Raw genomic sequence first — 12,905 nt, 5'->3', positions numbered from 1 at the left:
GCTGCAACCGCTTGAGCCGTGCCATCTCGCCGCGGGTGGCGAAGGTCCGGTCGTACAGGTCACCGTCAGAGGTGGCCACAGCGACGGCTACGCCCCGGTCGACACCGACCGGTGGCTTTCCGTTCGGGACGACCTCGGCCACGCCGTCCTCGACGCAGAACGAGACGTACCAGCGGCCACCGTCGCTGCAGACGGTGGCGTGCCGCATCGCGCCACCAAGCGGGCGGGTCCAACGGAACCGGACCGGGCCGAACTTGGGCAACCGGACCTCTCCCCACCGCCGGTTCAGGCGGCGCACCGCGAAGTGCTTGGGGTCGGGAAACCGGAACGACGCCGCGGTTCGCGCCTTGGACCGCCACCGCACCTTCCACGTCCCGTGGGTCTTGCAGGCCCGCTCCAGATCACGCAACGTCTGCTGCAACGTGTGCGACGGGGCCTCAGCCAGCCACCCGCAGTACTGGTCCTTCTTTGCCTCGGCCAATTGCCGAGCCTGCTCGTTGTAGCCGATGAACGCACCACGGCGGCGGTACTCCCGGCGCTGCTCCAGCGCCGTGTTCCACACTGCCCGGCAGATCGCGCCCACCTGTTCGGCGAAGGCGGCCTGCTCCCCGGTAAAGGCGAGCAGGTAGCGGCGACCGGTCAACACTCAGCGGCCCTTCTGCCCGCTCGACATACCGCTGCACCGCCACCAGCGGCGCGCCGTCGATGCTCGCCACAAAGCACGACTTGGCCCACAGCGTCGGTAGCCGCAAGCGCAGGGACGGGAACTCCTCACGCAATACTCGCAAGGTGCGGCCCTCGACGGCTTGTGACCGGCGTGGACGCCGAACTGATCGTCGACCTCGACCAGCAGGTGGACCGGGTCGGGCACGACTTCCACGGCCACCAGCCACGCCCCCTTCTCGTCGACGACCTCGCAGACGATCTGCTCGAGCCGTTCCTAGCTCCAGCCGCCGAGCATGCCGACGGTACTTCGGGCACCACACCACGTGGAAGACATCGCTGTTCGACCGCGCCGTAACGGACAGACCGACAGTAACAGGACTGCGAAATCCACTGACCGTACGGAGTTTGACGGGCTTACCCCACGGCTAGCCGGGGGCTGCGCGCTACGCGTACCACTCGGGGTCGCGACCGAGGTACCGCAGCAGCTCGTCGACGTCGTCGTCACCGTCCGCACCGGACACGACCGCCGCGTACGCGCCCCACTGGCGCAGCGGCTCGACCAGCTCGCGGGCGACGACCAGCAGGTCCCGCGCCAGCTCGGGGGTGAGCGGCGACGGCTGCCCGGTCGCGACGGCGATGTCCCAGGCGTGCACGGCCGCGTCGAGGGCGCAGGCGCCCGCGCCGAGCCAGCCGGCCATCCGGCCCTGGGGCAGCGGCGTGGGCGCGTCGGTGGCGTCCTGCGGGATCGTGGCCCAGGCCGCCGCGGCCGCACGCATCGTGACCGCCGCGAAGTCGGCCGGGTCGGCGCCGTGGAGGTGACCGTCCGGGGCGAACGGGTCGTACGCCGGCCAACCGCTGCCGGTGATCGTCGCCGCGAAGCCGAGCTGGTCGCCGGCCGCGTGCTGCAGCACCTGCGTGACGTTCCACTGCGAGCACGGCGTGGGCCGCTCCCAGTCGCCGTCGCGGACGCCGGCGACGACGGTCCGCAGGGCGCGGTGCGCCTCGTCGAGGATCGGCCAGGTGCTGGTCAGCTGCTCGTTCATGACTGTGACTCCCCAAGTGCTCGCTCGTCCCCTACTCCTCCACTGTAGCAGAACGGAACGTTCCATTCCAATAGCTAGGCCGGCTCGGATCGGATCATTCGGATCAGCGCCCGCATGCCGGTGAGCAGCTCCTGGTGGTCGCTGATGCCGTCGATCGTGGTCTCGATCCGCCGGGCGAGCTGCTCGTTGGCCCGCCGCTGCTCGCGCTGGCCGTCCTCCAGGCGGGCGGTGTGCTCCTGCACGTCGCCGAGCTCCTGCTGGAGCGCCTCGATCGCGGTCTTCACCTCGCGGACCGTCTCCTTCATGGACACGACGTCGTCGCGCGGGTGGGTGCTCTCCCGGCGCAGCGAGGTGACCCGCTCGCGGAGGTGGGCGAAGTACGCCCCGGCCGGCCGCAGCGCGGTCGAGAGCAGGTAGAAGCCGGCGAGCCAGTACCCGACCAGCTCCCCCGAGACGAGGGCGAACAGCGCGGTCGCCGCGGCCGTGACGAGGTGCCCGCCGATGGCGAAGCGCAGCATCCACCGGGCGATGCGGGCGGCCTCGATGTCCTGCGACTGAGGGACGTCGATGCCGCGCTGCCGCGAGATCGCATTCTCGGCAACGATGCGGCGGGCGTCGAAGTACAGGTTCCACGGCAGCGTGACGAGCACGACCGTCCACATGAGCGCCGCGAGCGCCGCACCGACCGAAACGAGCGTCGAAACGGACACTCCCGCGAGCTTGCCGAGCCACGCGAACAGCAGGGTGGCGGCGCCACCCAGCACGACAACTCCCCACCATTTCGCCATGGTGTCGATGGTGCGGCTCGACGCGCCGTTCAGACATGCGCGCGGCTACTCACCCTGCGATAGGTATCGCTACCTATTCACGGTCCCAGTCGAGCAGCACGCGGTCGCGGTTGTCCGGATCGACCCGCACGGGCACCGCACCGCCCATGGTCAGCCGCGCGAACCGCAGCGCGGGCACGAGATCCTTGACGGTGGTCCGGTACGTGCCGTGCGACTCGGTGGTGACCACGAGCTCCAGCTCCAGCTGCGGCACCCCGCTGTACTCCGTCCCGGTCTCACGGACCTTGCTGACCTCCGCGATCCCGGGCACGCCGCTGGCCAGCACCCGCTGCGCGCGGAGGAAGGCCCGCCGGGCGTGCAGCCCGAGCAGCAGCGCCACGATCCCGACCCCACCGACGATGAGCGCGATGTTGCGGGTGGTGCCCGGCCCGCCCCCGCTGGCCGGAATCGCCCCCGTGAGCAGCCCGGTGCTGCACACGAGCGCAACGACGGCAAAGGCGATGATCGTGATACCGGCACCCCGGCTCCAGGTCATGGCGCCGATGATCGACCAACCTCGAACCGGACGCTGTCGCCTCGCCGACCGCGGGGAAGTTCGCCGGAACATCCGAGGCTGTCCGGGGATCTCATCGCTACGGTGGACGACACCCGGCGAAAGGGACGGTGGCATGAGTGACGCGGCGCTCGTGGTCGACTTCGGCACCTCGGCCTCCTCGGCGGCGCTGGTCGTCGACGGGCAGGTGCGGCTGTTGAAGGAGCCGTCGAGCGGGCTGTACTCGTGGCCGTCGGCGGTGTCCCTGGAGGGCGACCGGCTGCTCGTCGGCACCGCGGCCGAGCGGCGCAAGCGGGCCGAGCCGGGTGGGTACCGGGCCGAGTTCAAGCGCGACCTCGGGCAGGCGCTGCCGGTACCGCTCGGCGAGCGCACGTACGCGCCGGAGGAGCTCGTCGCCACGGTGCTCGAAGTGTTCCGCGACCGGGCCGCCGAGCTGCACGGCGACCCGGTGCACCGGCTGCTGCTGACAGTTCCGGCCTCCTACGGCGAGGGCGATCCGAGACGCGCGCTCATGGTCGCCGCGGGCGAGGCGGCCGGGTTCCCGGAGGTCCAACTGGTCGCCGAGCCGGTCGCGGCGGCATTCGCCCCGGTCGCCGGTGCGGGGTTCGGCGCCGGGCAGGTCGTCCTGGTGTACGACTTCGGCGGTGGCACCTTCGATGCCGCCGTGGTCCGCTGCGGCGACGACGGCGTCCACGAGATCATCGGGCACGCCGCGCTCGACGACTGCGGCGGGCGCGACATCGACGCGCTGCTGGCGGGCCACGTCCGCGCATCCGGCGGCCCCGCGCTCGCGGAGACGCTGGGGGCGGACGGCCTGGGCGGGCTGCGGATGCGGCTCCAGCTGGCCGACTTCGTCCGCGGTGTGAAGCACCAGCTCACCGACGCTCAGACGGTGGAGGACTTCGTCACGCCGCTCGCGCCGCCGTACCGCCTCGACCGCCCGCAGCTCGATGCCCTGGTCGCGCCGCTGCTGGAGCGGACCGTGGACTGCTGCCGCGAGCTGCTGCGCCAGTGCCGCGTCGACCCGCGCGGCCTGACAGGGGTACTGCTGGTCGGCGGTACCTCCCGGATGCCCGCGGTCCGCGAGACCGTCGCGGAAGCGCTGCGGGTGCCGGCCCGCTGGGCGGAGGACCCGGAGCTCGCGGTCGTGCAGGGCGCCGCGGCGCTGGCCGGCCGGGCCGGTGCCCGCCGCCTGGCGCCCTCCCCGCCGGGGCCGGACCTGCTGCCGCTGCAGTGGGACCTGCCCGGGGAGATGGCGACGGTACTGCGGTGGCTGGCCGAGCCCGGCACCGGGTACGAGCCCGGCGCCGACCTGGCGGTGGTCCGCACCCGCGACGGCCTGCTGTGGACCCTGACCGCCCCGGACGAGCCGGGCACCCTGGCCGCGATCCACGCCCCGGCGGGCACGAGCGCCGTCGCCGGCGACTGGCTGGCCACCGTGGCCCCGACCCGGGAGCCGGCACCGGTACCACCGGACCTCCCAGAACTGCTCGAAGAGCCCCAGCGGCTGCTGTCCCTCGGTGTGTCGTTCGCCGATCATGCGGCCTTCAGCGCCGACGGACGGTGGTTCGCCGCCGACGACGTCTTCGACGTCTGCGTCTGGGACGCCACGACCGGCACGCTGCGGGCGCGGACGAAACACAAGAACAGCCCCGACGCCCTCGCGTTCACCCCGTCCGGCGACCACCTCGTGACCGCCAACAACGAGGACGGCCGGGTCATCGTCTGGGACCTCGCCGCCGGCGAGCGGCTCCTCCGGTTCGACACGGGCACCCGGGTCAAGGACCTCGCGCTGAGCCCCGACGGCCGCTGGATCGTGACGGCCTGCGACCCCGCCAACACCGGGCTGTGGTCCAGCCCCGGCCCGGACCGCTTCGGCAAGCTGACGATCTGGGACGCCGGCACCGGCGCGCGGCACCGCGACCTGCCGCTCGACAGCGTGGTCCGATGCCTGGCGCTCAGCCCCGACGGCACCCGCCTGGCAACTGGCGGCGACCGCTTCGGCACGCTGTGGGACCTCGACACGGGCAAGCGACTCTTCGGGGTACAACACAAAAGCCAGCTCACAGCGATCACGTTCAACCGCGACGGCACCCGGCTGGCCACCGCGTCGTGGGACAGCACGGCCGCGCTGTGGGACACCACGACCGGCCAGCGCCTGGTCCAGGTCCGCCACGGCAAGGGAGTCCAGGCGATGGCCCTGAGCCCCGACGCCCGCTGGCTCGCCACAGTGAACGACAAGCAGGTGCGCCTCTGGGACGCACAGACGGGCGCGCTGCTACGCACGATCGAAGTGTCGAACCCAAGGAAGATCGCGTTCCACCCCGACGGCCTCCGCCTGGCGATCACGGGCACGAAGCTGCGGATCTGGCAGATCGCCTCAGAGCCCGGAAACCCTCCGCAGGACCCGGCCTAGCTTTGCGTAGTTGACCTTGACGCCGTCGTCGAGGTCGATGTCGACCTGCTGGGCGGCGTGTAGACGGTCCTCGTACTCCGGCTCCCTCTTCGCCTCGCGCAGATAGCGGTCGAGCACGGCCGTCGGAGTGTAGTGGTGCGCGTACACGAGGGCGTTGAAGGTGTGCTTCGGGCTGGAGAACATCCAAAAGATCGGGCGTCTCTTGTACCGCTTGACGTGCTCCTTGTAGTAGTCGCTCACGAAGTACCGGCGGATGTCCTTGTCGAGCGCACGCTCGACGAAGCGCAGGTTGTGCTCGACCTCGCCGAACGCCGCGCGCAGAAACGCGCGGAAACGCTCACCGATGTCGTCCGCCGTGACGACGTCGGCGTGCTCCGGCGCGCGGAAACGGCCGAGCATGCATCCCACCGCGAACGACACCAGGTCGCGGACCGGATCGCGCTTCGGCGGCGCGTCGGTCACATCCACCGCGACCTCGCCGGTCAGGCCCAGGCTCGCCGCCGCGATCCGGTTGATCTCCCGCTGGTGCTCGGCGATCTCGGCCCGCCGCCGGTCGGCGTCCGCCTCCAGCCGGGACACCGCCTCGGCCAGCGACCCCACCCCGTACGCCAGCAGCGGCGAACCGGGGAAGTCCAGGCTGGTCTCGGAGGTGTCCCAGTCGGCCTTGTACAGCGCGACCGAGGCCCGCCCCAGCTCGGCCAGCCGCCTGAGTGCCCCGGCGGGCACCGCCGGCAGGGCGAGCACGTCCACGACCTCGGTGTTCACCGTCGGGTTCAGCGCCTGCAACAGGTATGCGTGAGACGACGAGTTGAGCAGCGCCAGGGTCGCGTAGAGCAGTTCCTCGTCGTCCGTGAACAGCGTCGGCGAGCCGGAGCTGTTGCGGGCCGTCGCCGGTTTCAGGCGGAATCCGGTACCGCCGACCATCGACCACGTCAGCCCCGGCCGGCCCGCGTAGGCGGCGTTCGGCAGGCCGCCGTGCTGCGCGTAGTGGGCGCGCGCCGCCGGCGACCAGTCGACGACCTGGGCGATGAGGCCGTAGAACTTCCGGGCTCCGCCGCCGTTGGAGTAGGGCACCCAGCGGTCCGAGTCGACGGGCACCTCCCACGCGTACCTGACGAAGCGCTCGTTGTCGTGCGTCTTGGTCCGCCCACCGGAGCGGAACCGCCGCCCGATGCGCTCACCGGCGAACACGTCCCGGTGCCGCAGCCAATAGGCGAGCGGCGCGCCCGGAATCCGCCGCAGGTCGCGGCCCGACACCTCGAACCGCGCCGCGCCGCTGCGCAGCATCGCCGCCTTCGACACCTCCGAGTTCCCCGCAACGAGCCGGAGGTACACACCCTTCGATGACACGTCGCGCTGGTTGAGCATGACGAAGGCGGTGGTGGAGACGACCTCGCCGTTGATGGCGTCGAAGGCCCGCGTGCCGAGATGCGCCATCGTCACGATCCGGCAGCCGTCCAGCAGCTGCTCCCGGAACGCCTTGTACGACGACAGGAACATCCAGCTCTGCATGGTCACCAGCGCCGCGTAGCCGTTCTCGACGGCCAGCTCGAGCGCCCGCTCGATGAACGCGACGTCGAGCGTCGCCCTGGCGTTCGGATAGTGCGTCCGCAGCCAGGCGGTGAGCGTCGCGCCCATGCTGCTCGCGTACAGATAGGGCGGGTTGGCGACGACGACGTGAAACCGCCGCTCGTCCTCGGGTTCGCGGCGCAGCGAGCCGAACGTGCCGGCGTCCATGACCCGGATGTTCGGCGCGATGTCCTGCCCGGCCTTCATCCGCAACGCGAACCCGGCGAGCGCGGCGGCCTGCGGATCGATCTCCACGCCGTACAGGTTCTTCGAGAGGATCAGCCCCGGAATCGCGGCCGGCTCGTATCCCTCTTCCTCGTAGATCGCCGAGAGCAGGTCGAAGGCGTAGGTGAGCATGTGCCCCGCGCCGCAGGCCGGGTCCAGGATCCGCAGCTCCTCGGCGCTCTCCAGCTTGACGAAGTCGGTCTCCGGCTCGACCGGAGGGATGTAGTACGGCATCCGTTCGGCCAGCCGGGAGTCCGGCCGGTTCAGGAGCCAGAGCCGCCCGAGCGAGTTCTCCACGAGGTACCGGACGATCCACTGTGGAGTGAACAGCTGGGTCGCCGCCGGGATCTCGGCCGCCCCGGCCTTGCGTCCCTGCCCGATCCCGGCGAACACCTCATCCTTGCGCTCGGCGCCGTAGAACTGGTGCAGCCATCCAACAACCTCGACGTCCCGGCACACCTCGGGCGTGAGCACCAGCGCCGCCTCGTCCACAACCACCCGCGCGCCGACGACATCGATCACTGTCGTCGTATAGCCGTTGGCCTCCATGAATCGCCGCGCGACGATCCGGCTGAACCAGTCGTACGCCCCGGGCTCGCCGAACTCGGCCGTGAGCAGGGCACGCGCTCTCGCGGCGAAACGCTTCAACGAGGCGGTGCTCACCGGCACCAGCGTAACGGCGCCGAGGTCGGCGGGGCGGGAGATCCCGACCCGGTGCGCCACCGTCCTGTACCAGAAATGCCAGCCGGAATGGATGCGCGGTCTGGTTGATCCTTTCGCGCATACGGCGCATCGGGCGGACCGGCTCACCCTTGTCTCCGCTGCTGGAGGCCCAGGAAAATCGCTGGTAGCGGAGGTTTGGTGGTGACGCAGTCCTGGGCGGATCTTCCTTTGGATCGGCCAATCGGCATCGATGGGGTTCATCCTGACCTGCTGAGCGTGTTGATCGAGCCGCTGCCCGCGAACGCCCCCGCGATCGTGCGGTGGACCGCGCCGCCGCGGCCGCGCGCGGCGACGGTCGTCGCGGCGCTGCTCATCGAGCTGGACCGGATCGCCCGCGAGCTGTTCTCGGCCTGGCTGCCGGAGGCGGCGGACATCGACAGCGCCGCCGGGGCCGGTGCGGCGGCGGTACGGTCGATCGCGCTCAAGGCGGCGCAGGCCCGCGGCCACTTCGGGCCGTTCCTGGCCGACCTCGCCGAGCGGTCGCTGCGCCGGCGCGCCGGCCTGACCGGCCCGTACAGCCCTGAGGTCCGGGCGGCCGAGCTCGCCAAGGTGATCGCCGACGCGTACGGGCGCCACCGGACCGCGATCCTCATCCGCGTCGACGACGAGGCGGACCAGGCCCTCGCCGCGGCCGGCCGGTGGCTGTGCGACGCCGGCTTCGGCATCTGGTTCACCGGCTGGTTGCCGAGGACCGACGCGGTGGAGGTCGTGCGGTTCGCCGCGCCGGTGGACGTCGGCGAGCCGCTCGAAGACGAGCCGGTCAGCTACCCCGCGATCGCGGGCCGGCCACACCCGGCAAGCCGCGCCGAACAACTGCTGGAGGCTTCACTGGCTCCGCTCGCGTGGGCCGCGGACCGCGAGTGGAACCAGACGTACCAGCCCCACCCGCTCACCAACCCGATCCGGGTCGACCTGCTCTGGCGCGCCGAACGCCTGATGGTCGAGATCGACGGCGCCGAGCACTGCCAGCCGGCGCGGTTCGCCGCCGACCGGCAGCGCGACGTGCTGCTCCAACTGGACGGGTACGCGGTGCTGCGGTTCACCAACCACCAGGTCCTCACCCATCGAGACCTGGTGCTGCGGCAGATCGAACAGTTCCTCGCCGGCCGCCGAGCCGGCGCTCACAAGGGGGTCACGCATGTCGGAACTGAAGCTGTCCCTGCCGGAACGAGCACTCCTGCTCATTCTGATGGCAGAAAACGCTGAACTCTCCAACCGCGACATCAGCGAGAAGTACGCGCCGGGCCTCACGCTGACCGGAAAGCCCCGGCAGAAGCTGATCGACAACAAGCTCATCGAGTGCCGCAAGGGCCCTCGCAACATGTTCTTCTTCACCCTCGCGGACGAGGGCTGGCGTTGGTGCCGTGAGGAGCTGACCCGAGCGGTACCCCCGAACTCGGGCTCCGCCGGGCACGCCCTGTACGCCGTGCTGGGCGGACTCGAGCGCTACCTGGACCGCACCGGGACCACTCTGGCGGAAGTATTCGGCGATCTTCAGGTCGAGTCGACGGGCTCGCCACTGCCAGCTGACGAGATCGAGCAGGCCATTCGCCGGGCGTACCGGAAGCTGGCCGATCCCGACGGGAGCTGGGTCGGGCTGGCCGACGTCCGCCAGGAGCTGGGCAGCATCCCGCGGCGGGACGTCGACGGTGTACTGATTCTGATGACCCGGATGCGCGGAGTGCAGATCGAGGAGGAGACGAACCAGAAGGCCCTGACGCAGCGGGACCGTGACGCAGCAGTGCGGATCGGCAGCCGCGACCAGCACGTGTTGGCGATCGAGCCATGAGCGACACCGAGCTCAAGGCCCTGACCGGCCTGCGCATCAAGCTGGTACCGACCCAGGACGACGTCTGGAAGCGCTCGGAGTTCCATGTCGACACCCTGCACCGCGACGTCGCCCGAGCCATCGTTGAGAAGATCGATGACGCTCGGGACGCCGACGGCGGCAGCCCGGTCGGCCTGGTCGTCCAGGGCCAGCGTGGATCGGGCAAGACGCACCTGCTCGGCTGGGTGCGCGAGAAGGTGCAGCGCCAGGACGGCTACTTCTTCCTGGTCAGCCTGCTCGAGGGCACCCGGTTCTGGCACAGCGTCGCCCACTCGATGATCAATGGTCTGGCCCGGCGGATCGACGACCAGGAGACCCAACTGCGGACGTTCCTGAGTCGGGTCACGCTGCTCACCGGAGTGCCGTTCGTGGCGCGTCAGGCTGTCATCGGCGACGCACCGCTCGACCGACCGGCCATCACGGCGTTCCTGGAGGCACTGGACCGGTTCAACCCGCAGATCGCGATGGAGTGCCGGCACACGGCCCGGGCGCTGGTGATGTACAACGCCGGGGACTTCCAGGCACGCGAGATCGGCAACAACTTCCTGCTCTCCGGTGACGAGTGCGAGCCCGGCGAGCGCGCTCCCTGGGGCCTGCCCCGTGGCGCGTACCCACCGGAGAAGATCGTCAATGAGATCTCCTGGCTGCTGTCCCTGACGGGTCCGTCGGTGATCGCGGTGGACCAGATCGACGGCCTGCTGGCACCGCTCGTGAAGGCGATGCAGAACCAGCAGGACGCCGAGTGGCAGGACTCGCTGCTCCTCGACCAGATCACCAACGGCCTGATGTCGCTGCGTGAAACGACCCGCAAGACGGTCACCGTGGTCGCCGCTCAGCACGCCACGTGGGAGGTGATCAAGAAGTACGCGATTGCCTCGGTCCAGGACCGGTTCATGCCCACACAGGTCCTCGGCCGCATCCCGTCTCCTGCCGTGGGGCAAGCGCTGGTGTCCAAGCGCTTGGAGGCGCACTACCGCACGGTCGACTTCACCCCGCCGTACCCGACCTGGCCGGTGCACCCGGACGCCTTCGACAAAGCCATGGACTTCATGCCGCGCCAGCTGCTGCAGCATGTCGACCTGCACGTCAAGGGCTGCGTCCGGGACGGTGAGGTCCGCGTGATGACCTCCCTCGACCCAACCGTTGCGGACGACAGCACGCCGCCCATCATCCGTCCGCCGGCGCCGACTCTGGGTGCGATCGATCAGCGGTTTGAGGAACTCAAGCAGGCCGCGGACGTGAGCCGGGCCCTCGCCGACTATGCCGACGATGTCGAGCTGCCCGGGCTGCTGTCGGCCGGGCTGCAGGCGTGGATCATGGAGCGTGGCGAGGGCGGGAGGCACTTCGAGCAGGACCCGCCGCCGAGCACCAAGCCTGCCCTGCATGCGCGGCTGCGGCGCACGCTCGACGATGCCACCGAGGTCGAGGCGCACTGGGGGTTTCGGGGGATCTCCACGCTCTACCACACCAACGCGGTGCTCAACCGGGTCCGCACCGCGTTGACCGAGGCCGGGATCGCCAGCGGTGTCGGGCATCGGAAGCTGTTCCTGCTGCGGAACAGCGCCTGGCCGACGTCACCGAAGATGCGGGAGGTCGTCGCGAGCTTCGAGGCGGCCGGTGGTGTGCGGCTCACCGTCACCGAGGACGACCTGAGGATCCTCGCGGCGCTCAAGGAACTGCTCGCGAGTCCGCCGGCGGACCTGAGCGCCTGGTTGATCGCACGGCAGCCGACGCAGTCGGTCTCGTTCCTGCAGAAGGCCCTTGCCGACGCCGCCGCCGACCTGCCGGCGCCCGACCTGGCCATGCCCGAGGCGCCGCCACCGCAGGCCACCGAGGCGCAGTTGACCGGGTCGGTCTTCAGCCTCGGGCGGGCCTTTGAGGGTGACGAAGCTGTGGTGGTACACCTGGAAGCCCTGCGGAAACACATGGCCATCTTTGCCGGGTCAGGATCCGGCAAGACCGTGCTCATCCGGCGGATCGTCGAGGAGTGTGCGCTGCAGGGCGTGTCCGCGATCGTGCTGGACCCGAACAACGACCTCGCGCGGCTCGGGGATCCGTGGCCCGAGCACCCGGCCGGGTGGCGCGACGGCGATGCCGTCAAGGCCCAGGAGTATCTGGAGCACACCGACGTCGTGGTGTACACGCCGCGGCGGGAGGCGGGGCGGCCGATCAGCTTCCAGCCGCTGCCGGACTTCCAGAGCTTCCTCAACGACCCGGACGAGTTCGAGGCGGCCGTCGAGGCGGCGCTGGCCACGCTCGCGCCGCGGGCGAAGGTCGACGGCAGGACGGTCAAGGCCGAGCGTGGCCGGGCCGTACTCAAGGAGGCGCTCGTCCACTACGCGCGGCACCACCGCGAGACGACGCTGCGCGGGTTCGCGGAGCTGCTCGACGACCTGCCGCCGTATGTGAGCGACCTGGCCAACGCGGGCAGGATCGCGGCCGAGCTCGGCCAGACGCTGACGGCGGCGATGGTGATCGACCCGTTGTTCGGCGGTACCGGTCAGGCCGTCGACCCGGGCGAGCTGCTCACGCCGCCGGCCGGCAAGCGGGCCCGCGTCTCGGTGATCAGCCTCATCGGGCTGCAGTCGGACGAGCAGCGGCAGAGCTTCGTCAACCAGCTGCAGATGGCGCTGTTCGCCTGGATCAAGAAGCACCCGGCCGGCGACCGCCCGCTGGGCGGTCTGTTCGTGATGGACGAGGCCCAGACGCTGGCCCCGTCGGGTGCGATGACGGCGTGTACCAAGAGCACGCTCGCGCTGGCGTCGCAGGCCCGCAAGTACGGCCTGGGCCTGATGTTCGCCACGCAGTCCCCGAAGGGCCTGCACAACCAGATCCCGGGCAACGCCGCCACCCAGTGCTACGGCCTGCTCAACGCCCCGGTACAGATCGAGGCGGCGCGGGAGATGGCAAGGGCGAAGGGCGGCGACGTACCGGGCGTGTCCCAGCTGCGCACGGGCGAGTTCTACGTGGCGCTGGAGGGCCGGCCGTTCGCGAAGGTCCGCACGCCGCTGTGCCTGAGCCACCACCCGAAGAGCCCACTGACGACCGAAGAGGTCCTCGATCGGGCCCGAGCGAGCTGAAGCCGTACGGCCGC

At 70.7% G+C, this 12,905-nt stretch carries 9 protein-coding genes and 1 pseudogene; 4 read left to right on the top strand and 6 right to left on the bottom strand.

Features of this window, described 5'->3' with window-relative positions:
- The 5 genes and pseudogenes from ABZS66_RS23070 to ABZS66_RS23050 form a co-directional block, all read right to left on the bottom strand.
- A partial coding sequence (locus ABZS66_RS23070; RefSeq protein WP_354760792.1) for a transposase occupies nt 1-646 on the bottom strand: 646 nt, incomplete at its 3' end.
- Nucleotides 647-653: 7 nt separating this feature from the next.
- Nucleotides 654-1,028, bottom strand: a pseudogene (gene tnpA, locus ABZS66_RS23065) (IS200/IS605 family transposase); the annotation flags it as partial.
- 81 nt (nt 1,029-1,109) lie between these two features.
- A complete protein-coding gene (locus tag ABZS66_RS23060) occupies nt 1,110-1,709 on the bottom strand; it encodes a TIGR03086 family metal-binding protein (RefSeq protein WP_354760790.1) in 600 nt (199 codons plus the stop codon).
- Nucleotides 1,710-1,783: 74 nt separating this feature from the next.
- Complete coding sequence (locus tag ABZS66_RS23055; RefSeq protein WP_354760788.1) at nt 1,784-2,497, bottom strand: hypothetical protein; 714 nt, start codon at nt 2,495-2,497, stop codon at nt 1,784-1,786.
- A 73-nt stretch (nt 2,498-2,570) separates the two neighbouring features.
- The gene (locus ABZS66_RS23050; protein WP_354760786.1) at nt 2,571-3,032 is read right to left on the bottom strand and encodes a hypothetical protein; all 462 of its coding nucleotides are present in this window, start codon (nt 3,030-3,032) and stop codon (nt 2,571-2,573) included.
- Nucleotides 3,033-3,165: 133 nt separating this feature from the next.
- On the opposite strand from ABZS66_RS23050, the gene ABZS66_RS23045 reads away from it, so the two are divergent.
- Entirely contained in the window at nt 3,166-5,466 is a 2,301-nt protein-coding gene (locus tag ABZS66_RS23045; protein ID WP_354760785.1) for an Hsp70 family protein, read from the top strand.
- Here the strand turns inward: ABZS66_RS23045 and ABZS66_RS23040 are convergent.
- A complete protein-coding gene (locus ABZS66_RS23040) occupies nt 5,431-7,923 on the bottom strand; it encodes a BREX-1 system adenine-specific DNA-methyltransferase PglX (RefSeq protein ID WP_354760783.1) in 2,493 nt (830 codons plus the stop codon). The two genes, ABZS66_RS23045 and ABZS66_RS23040, sit on opposite strands and share 36 nt — an antisense overlap.
- 276 nt (nt 7,924-8,199) lie before the next feature.
- Here ABZS66_RS23040 and ABZS66_RS23035 point away from each other — a divergent pair, with 276 nt between their 5' ends.
- The 3 genes from ABZS66_RS23035 to ABZS66_RS23025 are packed head-to-tail and all read left to right on the top strand — an operon-like array spanning nt 8,200 to nt 12,891.
- The gene (locus ABZS66_RS23035) at nt 8,200-9,189 is read left to right on the top strand and encodes a DUF559 domain-containing protein (protein WP_354760781.1); all 990 of its coding nucleotides are present in this window, start codon (nt 8,200-8,202) and stop codon (nt 9,187-9,189) included.
- Entirely contained in the window at nt 9,173-9,772 is a 600-nt protein-coding gene (locus ABZS66_RS23030) for a hypothetical protein (RefSeq protein ID WP_354760779.1), read from the top strand. Before ABZS66_RS23035 ends, ABZS66_RS23030 begins: the two co-directional genes overlap by 17 nt.
- On the top strand, nt 9,769-12,891 hold the full coding sequence (locus ABZS66_RS23025) for a DUF87 domain-containing protein (protein ID WP_354760777.1): 3,123 nt from the start codon (nt 9,769-9,771) through the stop codon (nt 12,889-12,891). The genes ABZS66_RS23030 and ABZS66_RS23025 overlap by 4 nt, the downstream gene beginning before the upstream one ends.
- The last annotated feature ends 14 nt before the right edge of the window (nt 12,892-12,905 follow it).

The sequence above is a fragment of the Dactylosporangium sp. NPDC005572 genome (assembly GCF_040605515.1).
Classification (GTDB): domain Bacteria; phylum Actinomycetota; class Actinomycetes; order Mycobacteriales; family Micromonosporaceae; genus Dactylosporangium.
Note: the sequence above shows the minus strand (reverse complement) of the source record. Positions and strands in the feature narration are given on the sequence as shown.